The sequence below is a fragment of the Bacteroides sp. 11BF genome, from assembly GCF_019633765.1.
Classification (GTDB): domain Bacteria; phylum Bacteroidota; class Bacteroidia; order Bacteroidales; family Bacteroidaceae; genus Bacteroides; species Bacteroides hominis.
Genome location: NZ_JAFKPJ010000001.1, coordinates 93,565 through 113,751 on the forward strand (window position 1 = coordinate 93,565; position 20,187 = coordinate 113,751).

18 protein-coding genes are annotated in these 20,187 nt (G+C 42.4%); 10 read left to right on the top strand and 8 right to left on the bottom strand.

The window, feature by feature from the left end; translation table 11 throughout:
* Position 1 precedes the first annotated feature (1 nt).
* The 4 genes from tssR to JZY04_RS00410 all read left to right on the top strand — a co-directional run bounded on the left by tssR (position 2) and on the right by JZY04_RS00410 (position 3,488).
* Positions 2–2,374, top strand: a complete 2,373-nt coding sequence (gene tssR / locus JZY04_RS00395; protein WP_122143048.1) for a type VI secretion system protein TssR domain-containing protein — start codon at positions 2–4, stop codon at positions 2,372–2,374.
* 40 nt (positions 2,375–2,414) lie between these two features.
* Positions 2,415–2,765 (top strand): hypothetical protein, encoded by a 351-nt coding sequence (locus JZY04_RS00400; RefSeq protein ID WP_250707032.1) that lies wholly within the window; start codon positions 2,415–2,417, stop codon positions 2,763–2,765.
* Positions 2,766–3,006: 241 nt separating this feature from the next.
* A complete protein-coding gene (locus JZY04_RS00405) occupies positions 3,007–3,228 on the top strand; it encodes a hypothetical protein (protein WP_122143049.1) in 222 nt (73 codons plus the stop codon).
* 59 nt (positions 3,229–3,287) lie between these two features.
* On the top strand, positions 3,288–3,488 hold the full coding sequence (locus tag JZY04_RS00410) for a hypothetical protein (protein WP_050550876.1): 201 nt from the start codon (positions 3,288–3,290) through the stop codon (positions 3,486–3,488).
* Positions 3,489–3,604: 116 nt separating this feature from the next.
* Here the strand turns inward: JZY04_RS00410 and JZY04_RS00415 are convergent, their stop codons facing one another.
* Positions 3,605–3,814 carry a hypothetical protein gene (locus tag JZY04_RS00415; RefSeq protein WP_032540977.1) on the bottom strand — a complete coding sequence of 70 codons (210 nt, stop codon included), beginning with the start codon at positions 3,812–3,814 and terminating at the stop codon, positions 3,605–3,607.
* 472 nt (positions 3,815–4,286) lie between these two features.
* Between JZY04_RS00415 and JZY04_RS00420 the strand changes: the two genes are divergently transcribed.
* Complete coding sequence (locus tag JZY04_RS00420; protein ID WP_032543595.1) at positions 4,287–4,850, top strand: Crp/Fnr family transcriptional regulator; 564 nt, start codon at positions 4,287–4,289, stop codon at positions 4,848–4,850.
* A 110-nt stretch (positions 4,851–4,960) separates the two neighbouring features.
* Entirely contained in the window at positions 4,961–6,100 is a 1,140-nt protein-coding gene (locus JZY04_RS00425; RefSeq protein WP_122143050.1) for an acyltransferase, read from the top strand.
* 190 nt (positions 6,101–6,290) lie between these two features.
* On the opposite strand, the gene JZY04_RS00430 is transcribed toward JZY04_RS00425, so the two are convergent.
* Positions 6,291–8,864, bottom strand: a complete 2,574-nt coding sequence (locus JZY04_RS00430) for a hypothetical protein (protein ID WP_122143051.1) — start codon at positions 8,862–8,864, stop codon at positions 6,291–6,293.
* 51 nt (positions 8,865–8,915) lie between these two features.
* Entirely contained in the window at positions 8,916–9,311 is a 396-nt protein-coding gene (locus tag JZY04_RS00435) for a PH domain-containing protein (protein ID WP_122143070.1), read from the bottom strand.
* Between the two features lie 224 nt (positions 9,312–9,535).
* Between JZY04_RS00435 and JZY04_RS00440 the strand changes: the two genes are divergently transcribed.
* Entirely contained in the window at positions 9,536–11,125 is a 1,590-nt protein-coding gene (locus JZY04_RS00440) for a glycoside hydrolase family 31 protein (protein ID WP_122143052.1), read from the top strand.
* A gap of 79 nt (positions 11,126–11,204) precedes the next feature.
* Here the strand turns inward: JZY04_RS00440 and JZY04_RS00445 are convergent, their stop codons facing one another.
* The 4 genes from JZY04_RS00445 to JZY04_RS00460 all read right to left on the bottom strand — a co-directional run bounded on the left by JZY04_RS00445 (position 11,205) and on the right by JZY04_RS00460 (position 16,383).
* Positions 11,205–11,678, bottom strand: a complete 474-nt coding sequence (locus tag JZY04_RS00445) for a copper resistance protein NlpE N-terminal domain-containing protein (protein ID WP_005776056.1) — start codon at positions 11,676–11,678, stop codon at positions 11,205–11,207.
* Positions 11,679–11,719: 41 nt separating this feature from the next.
* Entirely contained in the window at positions 11,720–13,009 is a 1,290-nt protein-coding gene (locus JZY04_RS00450) for a hemolysin family protein (RefSeq protein ID WP_122143071.1), read from the bottom strand.
* Positions 13,010–13,167: 158 nt separating this feature from the next.
* Positions 13,168–13,968 carry a M48 family metallopeptidase gene (locus JZY04_RS00455; protein ID WP_122143053.1) on the bottom strand — a complete coding sequence of 267 codons (801 nt, stop codon included), beginning with the start codon at positions 13,966–13,968 and terminating at the stop codon, positions 13,168–13,170.
* A 42-nt stretch (positions 13,969–14,010) separates the two neighbouring features.
* Positions 14,011–16,383, bottom strand: a complete 2,373-nt coding sequence (locus JZY04_RS00460; RefSeq protein ID WP_122143054.1) for a TonB-dependent receptor — start codon at positions 16,381–16,383, stop codon at positions 14,011–14,013.
* 107 nt (positions 16,384–16,490) lie between these two features.
* On the opposite strand from JZY04_RS00460, the gene JZY04_RS00465 reads away from it, so the two are divergent.
* The gene (locus tag JZY04_RS00465) at positions 16,491–16,928 is read left to right on the top strand and encodes a putative signal transducing protein (RefSeq protein WP_005809635.1); all 438 of its coding nucleotides are present in this window, start codon (positions 16,491–16,493) and stop codon (positions 16,926–16,928) included.
* A gap of 32 nt (positions 16,929–16,960) precedes the next feature.
* Complete coding sequence (locus JZY04_RS00470) at positions 16,961–17,779, top strand: alpha/beta hydrolase family protein (RefSeq protein ID WP_005818959.1); 819 nt, start codon at positions 16,961–16,963, stop codon at positions 17,777–17,779.
* 128 nt (positions 17,780–17,907) lie between these two features.
* On the opposite strand, the gene JZY04_RS00475 is transcribed toward JZY04_RS00470, so the two are convergent.
* Positions 17,908–18,729, bottom strand: a complete 822-nt coding sequence (locus tag JZY04_RS00475; protein ID WP_122143055.1) for a DUF4595 domain-containing protein — start codon at positions 18,727–18,729, stop codon at positions 17,908–17,910.
* Between the two features lie 168 nt (positions 18,730–18,897).
* Here JZY04_RS00475 and JZY04_RS00480 point away from each other — a divergent pair, with 168 nt between their 5' ends.
* A complete protein-coding gene (locus JZY04_RS00480; RefSeq protein ID WP_122143056.1) occupies positions 18,898–20,184 on the top strand; it encodes an O-acetylhomoserine aminocarboxypropyltransferase/cysteine synthase family protein in 1,287 nt (428 codons plus the stop codon).
* Positions 20,185–20,187 lie beyond the last annotated feature (3 nt).

Genomic DNA, 20,187 nt, shown 5'->3' on the forward strand with positions numbered 1-20,187 from the left:
AATGAGAAAGTTATTTGTCCTATTGATTTCTATCGTCGTTTTATCGGCTTGTGCTCCCGTACACCGCTTCACTCAACTGAGGAAGCTCCCTCGTGAATATTCTGAAAATTATTCCATAGAGGGGATAAAGGCACCCAGAAGCGCTGCCCACCGCAAACCGTGGATTGTCTATTCGGACAGGGTGGAGAATGCCGCCTATGTCAATCCGGGAGGCAGGGTAAAGTCTGCCGAGGTAGGATTACTGGATACGTTCTTAGTTATCAAGACCAAAGGAGATTATTTGCGGTTGATTAAATATAACCCCACAAATATCAAGCACAACCGTATGACCCAACGCAAAAAGGCGGAATATGTGGGCTGGATGCACCGCTCCCGACTGATACTTTCACCTTCTTCCATTACCGATGTACAGTCGGGACTGCATGACAAATTGTTGACTGCGATTACCGACACCACGGCAATCATGCAATCCGCAACTTATTTTACAACCGCCGATTCATTGAAAGTGTTCGGCGATCCGGAACTACAGAATCAAACCGGCGTGGTGGGTATCCACGCTATTATATACGCGCTCAAGTATTCTGTTGACAGACGCAGTGTATTGGTATCGAAAACTCCTTCTCTCTCTGCCGATAAAATCGGTGAGCAGGTTATCGGATGGATTCCCGCCGTCATGCTGCAAGAAATCGGACATCAGGTGTTCACAGGAACGGCGTTTTCCAGAGTGCCGGCTTTGCAAAAGACGCTGAAATATGCTCCTATGATATATCCTTACCATACCGATTCCACCTGCTCGTTCGTCAGCGGAACATTAGAACCGGTTATTGACAAGAAGGACAACCACGTGTTCAACATCAACGGAAAGAGAATCTCTTATACCCGTGGAAATCAAATCAAGCAAGAATTGAAGCGAATAAATATCCTGTTCGCAATGGAACAGTCTTCCCGGCTACCGGAACAATACCCGATGCTGTTGAATGCCATACAGAATCTGGGACCGTTTTTTGCCGGTTCCGGTGAATCGTTCTCCTATCAATTCGGAGCGGCGGTAGCTACTCGCCGGGGCATGGAGACAATTCCCCTGACTGCTGACTACGAGATACTTATAGACCGATTGGTAAAAATGGCATCACATGTAGCTGACACAGAAAGTACTCCTTTGCCTGCATGGAAGGCAATGAGAAGTGCATTGGAACTTATCGGCAATACACCTGAAGCGGTTAATCTGATTATATCAGTCGGTGAAACGGGAGAACAGCAAGAGAATGCTCCCTCTTCCATTGTGAAAACCCTGAATGAAAAGAACTGCCGCCTGCTCGGTTGGCAACTGTACGCCTCGAACGACGATAAGTACAATAACTATGTGCTTCAACTTTCAAACATGATTGAACATTACGCCGAGTACCGCACTAAAAACAAGCGGAATATGATTCTGTATGCCGACCAGTTTTGCCGCAGCAACCTGTTGCGGGAAGCAGGCCCGAATTTTCTCATGCTCGACTATCCCTATGCCAGCATGACACAAGGCGGTTTCCTGTTTCCGGAGAAAGGTGAAACCCTGCCAATGGAATTGTTTGCCGGAGCGGTGGATTCCATCGTAACGCAGATAAAAGCGGATCACCAACTGCTCTCTGAAAGCATAGACCGTGCATTTGCCACGGTTGGCAATGGTAAAGACCGTTTAGACAGTCTTCTGATTGCAACCTATCATCTGCCTCAAGGGGTAAAACCGGATAAGGAGTTTAAAAAAATATTTGGTGATGTTGCTCCGGTATGGTATAGGAAAACAGGAAGAATTACCGTTCCGGACAGTTTGATGCGCTATTACCTGCTACTCTCCGACCCGGAACTGAAACAGACAATAGAACGCTTGGAAACACTCTGTGCAATAGAAGTGGATGTGAAGGACATGAATAAGCCAAAGAAAGGTAAAGTTAAACAGTTGTGCCGCTATTTAAGGGAAAGGGTACGCCCCGATAAGGTGGAAACTCTCGGCGCATCACCCGCAAATCCCGAAAGCAAAGTAGATACGGTGTATGTATCTACCGGAAAAATACGCCGCCACCTTTATCGCTTTTATATGTCAGAACTGCGCAACTGCCGGATCTGCAAAAATAAGCGAAAGGAAATCAGGCGATATTCTCTTTCTTATGCACACAGTCAGATATTTGGAGTTCCGGCTAACAGCCCTGTGCTTGATGACATAACGGTGAAGGATCTCAAAAAGAAAAAACAGTTAACCGACAAAGAGTTGGACGAACTTATTCAATATTTTAAAGAGAGGAAAGAAAATATGGCTAAGAAATACGGAGAAGAAAAAATAACGATGGAAGGACAAAGCTATTACTACATAGCTTCAGAACTGTTACCGTAGGAGAAAAAGTATTTCCCAAAGAAAAATAGCGTAATAAATTATGATACGAAAAAATCATAAGCCGGCGTTTTGTGATGAAAATCCAATAGATTGCCATTTTGATGTGAAAAGCTTTCCTGCCGGGACAACGGTGCATAGCGACGATACGAATATCATTTACTTGATATTCTGCATGAAAGGGCATGCACGGATTACCAGTACATTCTTCCACGATGAAATCCTGTGTGCGGGAGAGGTGATGTTCGTTCCCCGTGGAAGTGAATACAGTGGCATGGCGTTAAGTGATGTTACGCTGCAGGTTCATAAATTTTCATCCCCGCAGCATTTCAACAGTTTTTGTAAACAGTATTTGGGTGATACGCCCGGCAATTTGAGAAAATCAAAGCAATAACTTTCGGTATAATTTTTCCGATGATTAATTTATATGATAATATGCCAACTATCTGTGATAGACTATCCTGACAATACCTGTATCTTTGCACCCAAAACCAGAAATAGAATTTGTATGCAAGAAACGTATGAAGAAATGATGCAGGAAGTGGACAAACGGGTATCCGGCATTGACCTGAACGGAAAGCATATCATTAGATTGTAAGACTATTATTGTCTTCCTGAAAGAAAAATTGAGTGAAATGAAAGTGCTTGTAGAATCAATGCCTTTCAGTGATGAAACCGAAGAAATCTCTTTTTTCAAGTATCAAAAACCGATGTTGCTGGGACGGCTGATCTTATTTTCACAAGATACTCAATGTGGAAAGCCAGCGTCCGCTGGACGAAACTTTCTGGATAAGATACGGGAAAGGTTGAACAAGCGGATGCAGCAGGATGACGAGAAGAAAAGGAAGCGGAAATAGCAATACTCTTACGGTTTTTAACTACTTTTGCAAATGATTGAAAATAAAACGAATATGAGATGAATAGAAATTTATTAGTGACGGCAGCGGCTCTATTGCTGCTAACAAGTTGTGGAGAGCAGAGTAAATATGAAAAGGCGATTGCCGATTTCGTGCAGACAGATAAAAGAGGTACTTGGACGGATTTGCAATTCAAAGTAATTGAAATGGGTGAACGAACCGACCGACATCACAGTCAAGGACAGTGTAGCTATCTTTGAAAGTTCTAAAATTCCCTTTTCTGATAAATGAATTATTTTAGACCTTTTGTTCTTAATATTTTGCTTGATTTGAACTAAATTCTCATTTTCCATTTCTCTTATTATGTTTTTAACTGTTATGTGAGAAAAGCAATAATATTAGCTAAATCTAAAACAGTCAATGGCTTTTTGGATACAGATAATGCATAATATGCTGAAAAACAGATTGCTTTAAACAGTACTTTTTCATCACTGTATAGTTTGTTTCCATCTATGTACAACTTGTCGCTTATTCTTCTAAATCTTGTTGCACCTGCTAAATAGCCTAATTTTATAACTTCATCCATTTTTTTAAGTTTTATGAAAGTACTTTTGTATGTACAAATATTTTTTTAATAAAACTTGCATATGTTAAAAAAAAATAGATAAGATTTGGATGTAAGGTGCAAGTATATATTTATATAGCTTGCACCTTACACCTAAGCTGAAACATTTATATTTAGCCATTTGCATAATTCAGAAAAGGTTTGTATCTTTGAAATGAAGTTTTAGACAGACAGCGAACAGCCAAAGAACGATAGATAAACGTCTTTTTTGAAATCTAAATTGTACCTCCTAAGGCATTGATGTATTGATAAAGAGTTGAATTAAGGCGACTAAGTAGATGGATTCAGTACCCTGTCTCTCCATAAGAAAATATTGATAATCAATGTTCTACGGAATAAACACCGACTTTACGTCCAGATTGTAAAGTTATGTGTTTCTATTTTAAGGCTTAGTCTGAATAACTTTTATAGATCTTCAATTATCCGAAGCTTTATGACGAATGTTATAGATAAGATAAATTCTGTGTGCCTGCTTTCTGACGATACAATACAAGTGTTGAAAGAGAGTGTGACCTTATGCCGTTTTCCCAAAAAACATTTGTTGATAAAGGAAAATACATTTTGCAAGTTCGCTTATTTTATAGAAAAAGGGATGACCCGTTCTTTCTGGCTTGTGAACGGAGAAGAAATAACTACTTCTTTTTCTTGTGAAGGGGGAATTGTCTTTAGCATGGATGAATTATATTATAATAAGTTGAGTGAAGAATTTGTAGAAACACTTGAAGACGTTGTTGCATACAAAATATCACTGGCTGACTTGAACAGGCTTTTTCAAACCAATATCGAACTGGCTAACTGGGGACGGATTATCCATCAAAATGAATATAGACGTTTGCAGCGTTCACATAAGGAACGGCTTGCATTGCCGGCCAAAGAACGGTACGAAGAGTTTAAGCAGCAGTTTCCTCAAGTGTGCCAGCGGGCTAATTTGGGATATATCGCATCATATCTGGGGATCAAGCTTTCTACACTTAGTCGTCTCAGGGCCCAAAAATAATTTTTATACGATAATATTTTGCCATAGAACAAATTTTATGTTTTTCAAGTTGCGTAACTTTGCCGCATTATTATGTAACCGTTAACAAAAAAACAAATTTGTAAATTATCATGCAAAAAGGAACTACTACTGCATTTTTAGACACAAAACCTCATTATGAACTTCTTGACGGATTGAGAGGGGTCGCTGCTCTCATGGTAATATGGTACCATATATTCGAAGGTTTTGCAACAAGTCCCATAGACCAGCGATTTAATCACGGGTATCTGGCTGTCGATTTCTTCTTTATCTTATCGGGGTTTGTTATCGGCTATGCTTATGATGACCGTTGGAAAACAATGAAAACAAAAGACTTTTTCAAACGCAGATTAATTCGTTTGCATCCGATGGTGGTTCTGGGAGCTGTTTTGGGTAGCATTACGTTTTGCATACAGGGTTGTGAGAAGTGGGATGGTTCACAGGTTTCCATTTCGATGGTAATGCTGGCTATGCTTATGGGGATATTTTTGATTCCTGTTGCGCCGGGGGCAGGTCCTGAAGTCCGTGGAAACGGTGAGATGTACCCTTTGAATGGTCCCAGTTGGTCTTTGTTTTTTGAGTATATCGGAAACATACTATATGCATTGTTTATTCGCAAGTTGTCTACGAAGGCTCTCACGGTGCTCGTTGTATTGGCCGGAATCGGACTGGCTTCATTTGCCATATTCAATTTTTCCGGTTATGGCCACTTGGGTGTGGGATGGTCAATGGCAGATTATAATCTGATCGGAGGTTTCCTGCGTTTATTGTTTTCATTCTCTATCGGATTGTTGATGACGCGTGTTTTTAAACCGCTTCAGGTTAGAGGCGCATTTTGGATATGCAGTCTGGCAATTATTGTTTTGCTTTCCATGCCTTATATCGGTGGTAGTGAATTTCCGTGGATGAATGGTATTTATGATTCTGTATGTGCCATCATTATTTTTCCGTTACTTGTCTATCTGGGTGCTTCGGGGAAAACAACAGATAAAAAGTCATCTAAAATCTGTGAATTCTTAGGAAACATATCTTATCCGTTGTATATAGTACACTACCCTTTCATGTATCTGTTTTATGCGTGGGTATGGAGTAAAGAACTCAGCTTTTCACAGGCGTGGCCGATGGCATTGGTTGTATTCTTCGGAAACATCTTACTGGCTTATCTCTGCCTGAAGTTCTATGATGAACCGGTCAGAAGATGGTTGACTAAGAAATTTCTGGCAAAGAAATAAAAATAACATCACTGTATCATAAATGAAGGGGTTGCGAAAATCTTTTTTTGCAACCCCTTCATTTATGTCCTGCATATAAACTTAAAGTCTGAAACCCCTGCTCTCCATTATCCTGCATACAGAGATGGACCAAAGAATAAATTTAATTTTTCCATCTTATACAAGACAGATTTCAGTGTATATAAGAAAATCAATTCTCGTATATTCCGATTAGCCCATCCGTCGTGATGGTTTCTGCATTTATGTTTAGTTTCCGGCATCTGCTATTATTGTAGAAGCGGATGTGGGCTTTACCGTCCTTGTCCGTACTAACTGAGGGATTCCAGTAAAGAGTACGGCGATAATCGGGAACGGGAGGAAGTACAGAGTAATTCGGCTGATAGAACTCTTTGACTGGACTATATCCGTCAAGCCATGTTTTTCTGACACCTTTGCCTGCCTCTGTCGGTATTTTGCCTTCCGGATAGGTTTCAATCAATACGGCGCAACCATATAAGTCGGATACATCGAACGGCGAAAGCCGTGGGTCTGCATACCGGCAAATAGTAGAAAGGTTTTCAGTAATATAAATCGATTTGATGGCTTCAAGCCTTATATATTTGTATTTATTATAGTCCATCTCAGTATGTCGGGTACATTCATAATTGATAACGAAGAGCGGCATTTTACTTTTGTAATATAGATAATTCCTTTGTGGGACAGGGCTGAAATTCTTATTCATATTCAGCATCAGTTCGTGTATGTCGTCACCGATGAATTTTCCGCTGTCCTTTATGTCGTCCAGTTCAGAATGGACGTCATAATAAGCTATTGATTTTGAACGACTGTCGTAAATCTCTTTTTCTTTACTTCTTTTTTTAGCTTTGATGGTCACCTCTTTCAAGCGATAGTTCTTTTCGTGGTTGCCTGCTTTAGCCAGTGAATCTGTATAGGCGGCAAAGAAGGTTTCGATGTCGTCTTCTGTCAAGACATTTGTTTCTTTATCCGGAATAGTATCTTCTTCTTTTTTCGTATTGGCGATGTTCACCTGCATATCGGCATAATGATATTTTGCGGGGGAAGGGCTGAACAATCTGTCTAATAGAATACGATAATCTTTCTTTTTTCTGTTGACTGTCACTGCCAATATCAAGTCCCATTTCCCATAGATATCCGATATCAGTGAAAAACGTCCTAAACTATCGGTAATAATAGCTTCTATGAAGCTGCTGTTTTCTTCATTTTCTCCCCGTTTTTTCAAAAAGCAGGATACTTCTACGTTGGGTTTTGGAAGCTGCCGGACGAAAGAAACAACCTGTCCCCGTGTTTCGATACCTCTTTCGGGACCATATTTGAGGTTGAGAGATTCAATTCCGGTCATTTGCTTCCAAGAGTAGCGGTGCCAACCCTGTATCCTCAATAACAGATCGATTGCCATGCGGTGTGTGTCGTCTTCCGCTTCAAAATAATAGCCGGGATTGCGAAGATACCCTTTTATCTCGGACATTAATAGGAGGTCGGTTAGTATATTGCGTCCTGATTCCACTTCATTCATGCCATCTCTTACGGATAAAGCAAATGTGTTTTGTACCGGTTGCATTTCAACTCCGGTTAAGGTAAATTCCAGATTTACTAATTCATAGGGATTGTATGCTTCTTTGTCTGTCCGTGCTTTTATAGATAATCGTTTTTGAGGGTGAATGAATATCAAACGGTCGGACAGGACTTCTCCGCCACCATTGAATAACGCGATACGGGAGACTCCGGGTGTTAATCTGCTTTTATCTATTTTGAAGCGAATGATTTCATTTCCTTCAACGTCGATCAGACAAAACTTGTGAAGCTTTCCTCCGCTGATAACTGCTAATCCCAATAGAGTGGCGGGAGTATTGGGATTCTTTTGCAAAGCAATTTCCACACTGTCTGTGTATGATAGATTATCAACATGTAGCGCATACCCTGCTGGCAGGGCTTCCGGCATATTAAACTGGTGTTTTTTACCATTGAATTCAACGACTGCTTTTTGTTTATCACCTGTAGGTGTGTAATTGAAAACTCCCCGTCCGTCATGGATTGCGGTGAAATGGGCTGTTTCCTGTTTTTCGTCGTTGATAACAGTACCACTCAATGTTATGGGGTTGCCATAGGCATCTGTCGCTTCGAAAGCGATTTGTGATTCTATTCCCTGAATCAGGTTTCCACTTTCGGGGAAGAACTTTAAATTTACTTTTTTGCCTTTTGTCGGTTTGGGGCGCTTCATCGGGTAGTTTCCTGTTGAATATTTCCGCATCTCTTTTTCAGCGAAGTTTCCTTCTGTTTGGGGCTTGTCGAAGACCGGCAGAAGTCTTGAAAAAATAATATCTTCCCCAAAGTTAAGCATGTATTTCGTATAGGCACGAACCTCGTAAAAGCCCGAATAAAAAGGTATTTGGTTTAAAGTGAAATCTCCGTGACATTGACCGTTCTCTATTTTTAATATCCGTTTGTCGATTATTTCACCTCCGGGATTCAATAACTCGACATATAAAGTTTTACTCAGGTTTGTGGCCGGGTATAGATCGGAGGTGACCAGAAAACATTTAAACCAGATATCATCACCTTGATAATAGCTGGTATTATCGAATTGCAGGTAAACTTTCTCCTGTGGAATATGTTTTGAGAAATCTTCTATCAGACAGGCGTATTGGCTCAACCTTTGGATAAGGCTGTCTTTGTTTTGTGCAGATACATGAAGACAAAACAGGCATAGGAATAAGTATCCCGTCCATTTTTTTGTTGTTTTCATCTTATTATAGCTTGGTTAAACGGTTATTCTTATTTTCTGCTATACCTTGTTTCAGGTAAAGTTCCTTACTGTCATGCCGGGATTTACCTCTTGCAAGGCTTTTATCAGTTCCTGAGGTGACTCCGGGTCTACCATGACAAATCCGGTGGCATGTATGATTTTTATTTTCTGTATACCCAAGGCATGGGGAGTATATGTGATACTGGTGATATGATTGAAAGAGCGTTTTTGATGGAAGCCGTTCACAATTTGCAGCATTCCGTTTTCTTTGACGATGTATCTACAGGTTGCTTGCGAAAAGTAGATTGTCGCACTCGGACCTAAGCATGCAGCGCCTATCCATATTGCCTGAATTGTTATGAAACTGATAACAATGCAAGCTACTATACCTATAGCGAACAACCAAAGCCCTATCTTGGGATTTCTTGCTTTAAATGTTTGTTCCATCTTTTTTAAGATTATGTTTGTAACTGTCTGATAAAGATAGGAAAAAATAGAATAAAAGAATGGAATAACATTCTTTTTTTGAGTACTGGCTATGAAAGAATTGATTTGGGGCCTATCCGTGCAGAGATAAACCGGAAAAATAATTCTTTGTCGGTAAACCATTAATTCTACCTTTTTATCTATTTTTGCCACTTGAGAATTTTTTTAATATTAATCTAACTATCATGAAACGAAAAGCGACTTTACTATTACTCGTAACATTCGGACTACTGCTCGGCGCAGTGGCACAGGAAAAAATGAAAACAGTGATCGAACCCTTGAAAAATGAAAGATGGTGGGGAGGATTCGTAGCTTTAGGTAACCAGATGCCGTTTGGTGATCATTTGCGGATGCAGGATATGTCACGTAATAATATGAACAATCAGGTAGTTCCGTTCATGCTTTCTTCCGAAGGCCGATATATATGGGCCGAGAAACCTTTCTGTTTTGAGGTGAAAGACGGACAATTGATTATCTATTCGGATTCGGAAAAGATAGAACCGGTGAAAGCGGGGAATACACTGAAAGAAGCTTTACTGGCAGCCTCGGCGAAACACTTTCCACCTTCGGGACAGATACCGGAACCTGCTTTCTTTTCTCTTCCACAGTATAATACATGGATTGAACTGATGTATGATCAGAATCAGGAGGACATTATGAATTATGCCCATAAAGCCGTAGAAAACGGATTTCCCCAAGGCGTATTCATGGTAGATGATAACTGGCAGAGATATTATGGTAACTTTGACTTCAAATCCGAAAGATTTCCTGACCCGAAAGGAATGACCGACGAACTGCACAAGATGGGATTCAAAGTAATGCTATGGGTTGCTCCTTATGTATCGCCGGACAGTCCTGAATTCCGTGAACTGGAAGCAAAGGGATATTTATTGAAAGATAAGAATGGACGTACAGCCATCATCCATTGGTGGAATGGTTACAGTGCCTGTTATGACACCACGAATCCGGAGGCTATGAATCATCTGAAGCAACAGTTAAAAGCCAATCAGGAGAAATATGGTATCGACGGATTTAAATTTGATGGTGGAGACGTTGCTTATATGACAGGAGAATATGCTTTTCATGATAAAGAGGCCGATGTGAATACTTTTATGGAGAAATGGGCCGAGATAGGTTTGAGCTTTCCCTACAATGAATTGCGTGCTGCCTGGAAGTTGGGTGGTCAGGCATTGGTACAGAGGCTGGGCGATAAGGATTATTCCTGGCGTGCGACTCAGTTGCTAATTCCCGATATGACTGCTGCGGGATTATTGGGACATTATTATACTTGTCCGGACATGGTAGGCGGAGGCCAGTTTGGTGCTTTTCTGAATGTGAAGAAGTTTGATGAAGAGTTGATTGTACGCTCCTGTCAGGTACACGCCCTGATGCCGATGATGCAATTCTCCGTGGCTCCCTGGCGCATCCTGAGTAAAGAAAATGTAGCGATTTGTGCTAAGTATGCCCATTTGCATCAACAAATGGGAGATTATATTCTGGGATTGGCAAAGCATGCTTCCGAAACGGGTGAACCTATTGTTCGGCACATGGAATACCAGTATCCCCATCAAGGATTTATCGATTGTAAAGACCAGTTTATGTTGGGTGACAAATACCTGGTTGCTCCGATGCTGACTTCCGGGACAAGCCGTACGGTGATGCTGCCCAAAGGTAAATGGAGAGATGATCGAGGGAAGGTATTTAAAGGTCCGAAAACAATAACAATAGATGTTCCGCTGGAGCGCTTGCCGTATTTTGAGAAGCTGGCTAAATAGTAACTTCTATAATTAAAGAGAAAAGCCACGCTAACATTACATAGCGTGGCTTTTGTTTTGGGTTTAAACTACTTCTGTGTTATTTTACACGAATGATGTTGTAATTCAGGTCGCTGGCAGATACTTCCAGGCTGTCGTCAGCCAGGGTAAGGGTGGTATCATTGGCGATTACGAAATAAACAGGTTCGCTTCCGTCACTCGGATTCAGTTTAAGAGCCGTTTTCTTTTTATTCTTTACGGTTTTCTCCACTGTCACCGGTTTTCCTTTAGAAGTGAAGGTTTTGTCTTTACCTTTGCCTTCGGCATCCAGATAAGTGACGTCCAGTGTATACGTTGTATCGGCCGCATTCGCCAGTGTGTTCAAGGTTAACACGTAACGGATACCCGGACCGTCAGCAGCGGGAAGTACACCTTCATAAACCTGAGTTTCTTCCATAGTGGGTTCCATAACCACTGCCAAACTGTCTGCGGCTGCTTCTTCAGCTTTTGTTCCTTTTGATTGGCAGGATACCAATGCAGCAACAACGGCTGCCAACATAATTACTTTTTTCATTGTTAAGTGCTTTAAATTAATATAAAAAGTGAGTGCTATTCCTACTCTTCTTCTTCTTTCTTTATGACAAGCAGCTTATCGACCCTCCCGCGGTCCATGTCCACTACTTCGAACTGCAGGTTTTTATAAATGAATATATCTCCGGCTTTTGGAATGCGTCCTATCAGGAACATCGCCAGTCCGCCCAATGTGGTAAAGTCTTCCGACTCGATGTCATCATAAGAGAGAATTCCCATCTCTTCCATAAAGTCCCCGATGTTCATCGAAGCTTCTACCAACAAAGAGCCGTCCTGTCTGCGAACGATTTCCTCTTCTTCAGTATCGTCCTCTTCCAGAATGTCTCCAAAGATACTTTCGGTCAGGTCGTGCAGGGTAATAATGCCCTCCGTGCTGCCATACTCGTTAACAACAACTCCGAACTTATTTTTGTTCTTCTTAAATAGCTCTAAAACTTTTTTTGCGTACAAACTTTCCGGTATAAATAGTGCCGGACGGGTGATTTCTTTCAGATCAAACTCCTGTTTGGTGCCTACCATTAAGATAATATCTTTTACAGAAACGACACCTGCTATCTCTTCTGTATTATCATCGATCAGCAGGTATTTGCTGAAGTGTTTATCTTCGATGGTCTGAAGGACTTTTTCTTTGCTGTCTGTCGTATGCAGAACGATCAGGTCGCGACGATGGGTCATCAGTTCGTTGGCACGTTTATCCGAAAACCGGAATACATCGCGCAACATTTCGGTTTCTTCTTTGTCGATGACTCCCTGTTCCGAACTTTGATGCAGAATCATTTTCAATTCTTCTTGGGTCATCAGCCGCTCTTCACTTTTCAGCCCAATCAGCTTATTAAGCAGGCGGGTAGAGATGCTGAGTAACCATACGAAAGGATAAGAAATTTTAGTCAGCAGAATCATGACGGGGCTTAACAGGGTTGCATAGCGTTCCGGATTACTAAGAGCAATGGATTTGGGAACCAGCTCTCCGATGATCAGCGACAAATAAGTAATGATGACTACTGTGGTAATCATAGCGAGGTCTTTTGCATAAGGTTCGGCTCCCGGAATCATAGCGAAAAGGGGAACTACATCGTCGGCAATGGCCACTCCACCATAAGCACCCGATATGATACCGATCAGCGTAATACCAATCTGGATGGTAGAAAGAAATTTTTCGGGTTCTTCCAATTGTTTCAGTACTCCCCGTGCAGATTTATTTCCTTTGCTTACCAGGGTTTCAAGGCGTGCTTTACTTGAAGATACTAAGGCGATCTCGTACATGGCAAAAATACCATTCAGTACGAGTAAAAGAATAATGATTAAGAATTCCATATAGATGTGAATAGTTTCATGACCGCAAATTACACTAAAGTACGGACTCATGCAAAATCTATCGAAATTATTAATGAATTTTTTCAAAAAAAGTTGAGGCCGACCCTCCGGATGTCGGGGCCGGCCTTATATAGGATCAGAAAATGTTGTATCCGGGTTTATTTATTCTTGGTGTATTCGTCAGCTTTTTCTTTAGCGCGGGCTACGCGTTTGGCTGTATCCGGATGTGAAGAGAACATTTTCTGGAATTTGGATTCTTTCGGGGCTTCGGCCGATAATTCCAATAATTTGTTCAATGCATTGTACATTGCGTATGGATCGATATTATGTTTGATGCTAAATTCAAAACCATAGTCGTCCGCTTCTGTTTCCTGTTTCTGAGAGTATTGCGCACCGGCCAATGCTTCCGCCATGGCACCCAGTTCAGAATCTGACAGTTTAGCTACAGTCGAGCTGGCAGCTCCTGCGGCATTTTTTACGGCCGAACGGAGATAAGCATTCTTCATTGCATCTTTTGAGTCTGTATGAATCACGTGTCCGATTTCGTGTCCTACTACAGCCATTACTTCATCGTCTGTCATAATGTCCATCAGACCGGCACAAATGCGTACACTGCCGTCACCACACGCAAAAGCGTTCACATCCACAACCTCGTATACACCGAAATTTACTTTCAGTCCGTCCACTTCTTTGATGTGTCCGGTCAGCTTCTCCAGTCGTTTGCCATACTCACTGTCAGCAGCTGTCAGCGGATTGTGGGTATCCATCCATTGCATATATTCTTTGCTCATAGCTGCAATGTCGGCATCCGACAGCGTGATTACTTTAGCTGCGTCACTTCCTGCCTGTACCACTTTGCCTACATTGATTTTTTTACCGCCGATTTTAAATTGTGCCGAGGCAGTCGTGAAGCACATTCCACATAACAGTGCTGCGATAAAAACAATTCTCTTTTTCATTTTAGTAAGTTTTTGTAATTAATAATATAGTTGTCTATGTGTTTAATATTCAAATGTGATTCCTAATGTAGGCATTAAAGTTCCGCTTTTTTGAGAGATGTATTTCATCTTATAGCGTTGTTCGGCTATCGGAGCCGACGGATTTTCGATGACTCCAGTACTCATCAATATGTCTGGCTGGCGGAACTTGCTGTTTGTCACATTTTGCAGGTCAATGTAAAAACCGAGCATACAGCGTTTCAAATAGAATGTTTTGTCAACGCGGACATCCAGTTGCCCAAAGGCCGGCAAGCGTCCCGTATTATATTGGCCGTAATCATAATAGGGCCGTCCTTGGGCATTCCATGCCGTCACCAGAGAGGATTTGTCAATATCGTAAGGTGTGTAGGGTGCTCCGCCGATGCAACTGACCTTCATTCCCAGACTCCAGTTGTGAGGAAAGTTATAGGTTCCACTCATATTGAATATGTATCGGTTGTCCCAGGCGGAAGCTATGTATTCGGATTCTTTGTTGTTGCGGTATTCACTTTTGAATAACGTGAACGAAGAGGACAGATTCAGCTTTTTGGCTATTAGCCATTTCATCAGTATTTCTGCTCCATATGCCCTTCCTTGTGAGGTAGAACTTAATGCTTCATTCCCGATCACTCCGTAATCGTTTCCTTTACAGGCCAGAGGTATCCCGTCGACAATAGAGAATGGTATTTTATCATATTTTTTATAGAAACCTTCAATAGATAACTCGAAGGTATTGCGTGGACGCCAACTCAGCCCTATGCTTTCCTGACTGACTCTCATGTAACGGAGGTATTTGTTGACCAGTTTGCCATTGTTATCCTTGAATCCCAATCCGGTATAAGGAGGCAACTGATAATACAGTCCTGCATTCCCGCTCAAGTAGACTCCATCCGTCAGCCGGTAGGAGAGTGACAGGCGGGGAGACAACTGATCGGACATTCCCTTCATGCCGGAAGAGAAGTTGTTGGCATCAGTCCGTACTCCGAGTGAGGTGGTAAACCGTTCGTCGGGTGTAGCATAACTAATGGTTCCGAATAATCCCCAGCGCCAAAATCCCAAATAGGTATGATAATCGAAGGTCTTGCCTCCATCGATATAAACCCGTTGGAAAGTGGTATTGGTATATTGAGAATAGTCCAGGTTAGCTCCCAAATTTACTTTCCAGTTTCCGAACGTCGAGGCATTTTCTATCCGGAACTTGGTCTCCTGTTCCACCGAGCGTAATTTCAATGACAGGTTTTCTGCACTACTTTCGTCGTTGTTCAGATATTTGGTGTTGCGGTTATTCAGATAACTGTGGCTTATAACAACAGATTGTACATGGGCTCCGGCATAATGACGGTATACCGCTCCCAGTGTGAAGGTTTCCTGCTGAATTTTAGGTAAATAGCTGAGGATATATTCGGCTTTTTCTCCGTCGAGTTTCGTGTTCAGTTTCATGTTGTCGATGCCGCCAAGCCCCAGTACAGTCAGTTCGTTAGTCGTATTGAAACGGGTTTTCAATTTGAATTGCGCATCTGTAAATGTAGGCAGAAATGGTAGGCCCAGCATATCGAACAGGAATTGGAGGTAAGACTGCCGTACTGAAACCAGATAGGAAGTCTTTTTACCAAGATGTCCGTTAGATGCTAAAGATACCTCCGAGGCACCCAGTGTCGCCTTGAGTGAATTGCGTTCCATGTCGCCGTCACGCAATTTGAAGTCAAGCACCGAGCTGAGTGAATTGCCTTTGTCGGCAGGAAAGGCTCCGGTATAGAAATTCACTTCACGGATCAAGTCGGCATTGATGATTCCTACGGGACCACCCGATGCCCCTTGTGTACTGAAATGATTAATGTTAGGTATTTCCACTCCGTCCAGATAGAATCGGTTTTCGGATGGAGAACCACCCCGGACAATCAGGTCGTTCCTGTATCCTGCCGGAGAGAAAGCAACCCCCGGATATGACTGTACGATGCGTGAAATATCCCGGTTGGCCCCCGGACTTTTCTCGATTTCCTGCAGGCCGATGATACGTAGTCCGACAGGACTTTCCAGATCACGCCGGAAAGGGGAGGCGGTGACTGTGACTCCTTCCAGTTCGGTCAGGTTCTCTTCCGTTTCGATTTGGATGGTAAGATCTTTAGTGGAGACAATATATTCGGGGGTAAGTACCGTTTTATATCCTACCGCAGATGCCTGAAGGCGATAAATACCGGGGGGGACTTCCTGGATGTTGAAGTGCCCTTCAGCATCTGTCACCGCTCCACGTCCCAGCCCCAAGATTAGTACATTGATAAATTCCAGTGGTTGGCGGCTGGCTTTGTCAATTACAGTCCCCTTGATTTTGTGCGTTGGTTGCGCACCGGCTGCCGTGAGCAAGCCCAAAAGAAACAGGAAGAAAACAGTTTTTTTCATTGGCCTGGTTTCGATATACTTTGTGAATTCTGTGCAAAGTTATATAAAAAAGGTTTTGCCTCTCGTTTTTATCTGCTATTTTTGTGGGGAAGTTTTAAATATAAATTATGAAAACCATAAAGCTGATTACTTGTAATGATGCCGTTCAAGCTCATATCATTCAGGGAGCACTTGCTAACGAAGGCATCGACTCTCTGTTACATAATGAAAATATGTCGACATTGTTGCGAGGTTATGTCCGTGACATCTCCGGAGTAGATGTTTTGGTGGCCGATTGTGATTACGAAGCGGCCGTGCGATTGTTACAGCAGAATCAGATGATTCCTGAAGAACAGAAGTTTTGTCCTTTCTGCGGTTCGGATCAAATCAGGTTTGTTCTTAAAAAGGAGCACCGGATGAAAGCCATCAGCGCTGCCATCGCTTCTATGCTGGCAGGTGTTCCGCCGGGAGATAATCATTGGGAATATATTTGCAGCCACTGTGGAAAAGCTTTTGAGAAACCGGTTGCGGAATTCAATCCTGTTGTTCCCGAAGTGGGGGATTAACAAAGGTAAACGCTAAAAAACATAGATTAAAAATGAAAAGAAGAAACTTTATTTTGGCTTGTCTGCTCTTACTCGCTTTACCTCTTAGCGCTGCAAAAGTGGATACGCTGATGGTGAAGAGCCCCTCTATGAATAAGGAGGTTCAAGTAGTGGTAGTGACTCCTGATGTTGCTTCTGGAAAACAGGCGGTGGAGTGTCCTGTGCTCTATTTGTTGCATGGTTATGGCGGCCATGCCAAGACTTGGATTCAGATAAAACCGAACTTACCGGAAATCGCAGATGAAAAAGGGATTATTTTTGTATGTCCCGACGGGAAAGACAGTTGGTACTGGGATAGCCCCAAGAATCCGGCGTACCGGTATGAAACATTTGTTTCTTCGGAGTTAGTGAGTTATATTGACCGGAATTATAAAACGATTGCCGACCGTAAGGGGCGTGCCATCGCCGGACTCAGTATGGGAGGACATGGGGCTATGTGGCTCGGCATCCGTCATAAAGATGTGTTTGGAGCGGCAGGAAGCACCAGTGGAGGTGTCGATATCCGCCCTTTTCCGCAGAATTGGAGTATGAACAAACAGTTGGGTGAAATGGCTTCCAATAAAAAGGTGTGGGATGAACATACGGTAGTCAATCAACTCGATAAAATTCAGAATGGCGATCTCGCTTTGATTATTGATTGTGGTGAAGATGATTTTTTTCTGAATGTAAACAAAGACTTTCATAACCGGTTGTTGGGGCGCAAGATCAATCATGATTTTATTACCCGTCCCGGTGAACATAACGGGAAATACTGGAATAATTCCATTGATTATCAAATCCTCTTCTTCAGTAAGTTCTTTGCCAAGAAGTAGGGAACAGGTGACAAAGAGTATTCTGGGATTATAAGTGTCACTTTTTTCCCTCTGTATATGAAGCCTGGGTAGGTTTGGATGGGGCATTACTTCACTACTTCGTGAGGGCAGAGGCAAAGCCGTTCTTCTTATTCAATATTGATATTGATGGTTCTCGTATCTGTTTTCGTTTCATTGTATGCATTACCGTTTATATCGATCACAGTACCCGTAGAGGTAGTCTTTGCTATGATTCCGGTTGGTTTGCCGTCTTTATCCAGTTCATAAGTGTATTTTGTATATTCCTCCTCGTTTCCTTCCGGAGTGTTTCCGATAATCAGATACTTTGACTGGGTGCCCAACAGTCTGGCATAAATAGCGTCGGTGTGGAGGGACAGGGGGTAAATATCACAAACCTGTAGGCAGGGAAGCTGATACAGGTTCTTCGTATTTCCTACCTGATAATTGGTTTGCTGGCCATTGGCTATGATATGGCTTAAATTTCCGTTATCGTATGCCAATTCCACAGAAGAATAAGGTGTACCGTCTATTTCTTCGTCGATCCGAGTAAGATATTCGCTGGAATATGTGAATTTATACTTTCTGATCTGGCTGGACAATTTATAAGTGCATTCGGTGGCATATCCCGTATCTCCTAAAGTATAGGTACCCGTATTCCCGTTTTCATCCGTCAACGTCACTTCGTTGCCGGAGTAGGAAAGAGTCACTTCGTGTGTCAGGCTCTGTCCGTAGAACTCCTGTACAGTGGTGTGGGTCGTTAATTTATTGTTATTGAATACGTAAGTATCCGTGCGGTATACATCGCCTCCGTCACTGTGCAAATTTTCCTTCAGGGTCATTTGGTTGAAATCGGGAACCGGGGGAAGATTCTGCTCTTCCTTATCATCGGTACATGCCGAAACAGCCATGACAGAAAATGATAAAAGGAAACAGTATAAAAGTTTATTCATATCAATAATGTTTTATTCGCCTGCAAATGTAGTTAATAACCTCTTTATCTACCACGATTATGGTATAAAAATGCCTTCAATGTGCGATTTCTTCCCCGGTCGGATTCTTCTATCTTTGCAACATATAAAAATTGGACACTGACAATAAACTCTAAATATAGATAGCAAATGGAAACGAAGAAATTACATTTTGAGACTTTACAACTTCATGTTGGACAAGAGACTCCCGATCCGGCAACCGATGCACGTGCCGTACCTATTTATCAGACAACTTCCTATGTATTCCGGGATTCGGCCCACGCTGCCGCACGTTTCGGATTGCAGGACCCGGGGAATATTTATGGACGTCTTACCAATTCCACTCAGGGAGTATTGGAAGAGCGTATAGCGGTTCTCGAGGGTGGAGTAGGCGGTCTTGCCGTTGCTTCCGGAGCCGCAGCCGTGACATATGCTATCGAGAATATCACTCGTTCCGGTGACCATATTGTAGCTGCCAAGACCATTTATGGGGGCACATACAACTTGCTGGCACATACTCTGCCTACTTATGGAGTAACAACCACTTTTGTAGATCCGTCCGACCTTTTCAATTTCGAACGGGCTATTCGTGAAAATACAAAGGCGATATTTATCGAAACTCTGGGAAACCCCAATTCCAATATTATCGATATGGATGCCGTAGCCGCCATTGCCCATAAATATCGGATTCCGCTGATTGTGGATAATACTTTCGGTACGCCTTACCTTATCCGTCCCATTGAGCATGGAGCAGATATCGTAATACATTCTGCCACTAAATTCATTGGTGGACACGGCAGTTCGTTGGGAGGGGTTATTGTCGATTCCGGTAAATTTGATTGGGTCGCTTCCGGTAAATTCCCTCAACTGACCGAACCTGATGCAAGCTATCATGGTGTACGGTTTGTAGATGCTGCCGGGGCAGCTGCCTATATTGTCCGTATACGTGCCGTACTGTTGCGCGATACGGGGGCTGCCATCAGTCCGTTCAATGCTTTTATTCTGTTGCAGGGATTAGAGACTTTGTCTTTGCGTGTAGAACGACATGTAGCCAATGCTTTGAAGGTTATTGATTTTCTGGTGAACCATCCGAAGGTAGCAGCTGTTAATCATCCATCGCTGCCCGATCATCCGGATCATGCTATCTATCAGCGTTATTTCCCTGATGGAGCAGGTTCTATCTTCACTTTTGAGGTAAAAGGAGGAACGGAGGAAGCGCAGAAATTTATCGATAGTCTGCAGATATTCTCTTTGCTGGCCAATGTGGCCGATGTGAAGTCGTTAGTGATTCATCCGGCCACTACCACACACTCGCAACTGAATGCACAGGAGTTGGCAGAGCAGGGAATTAAGCCCGGAACGGTAAGACTTTCGATAGGTACGGAACATATTGAAGATATTATTGATGACTTGCGTCAGGCATTAGAGAAAATTTAAAAA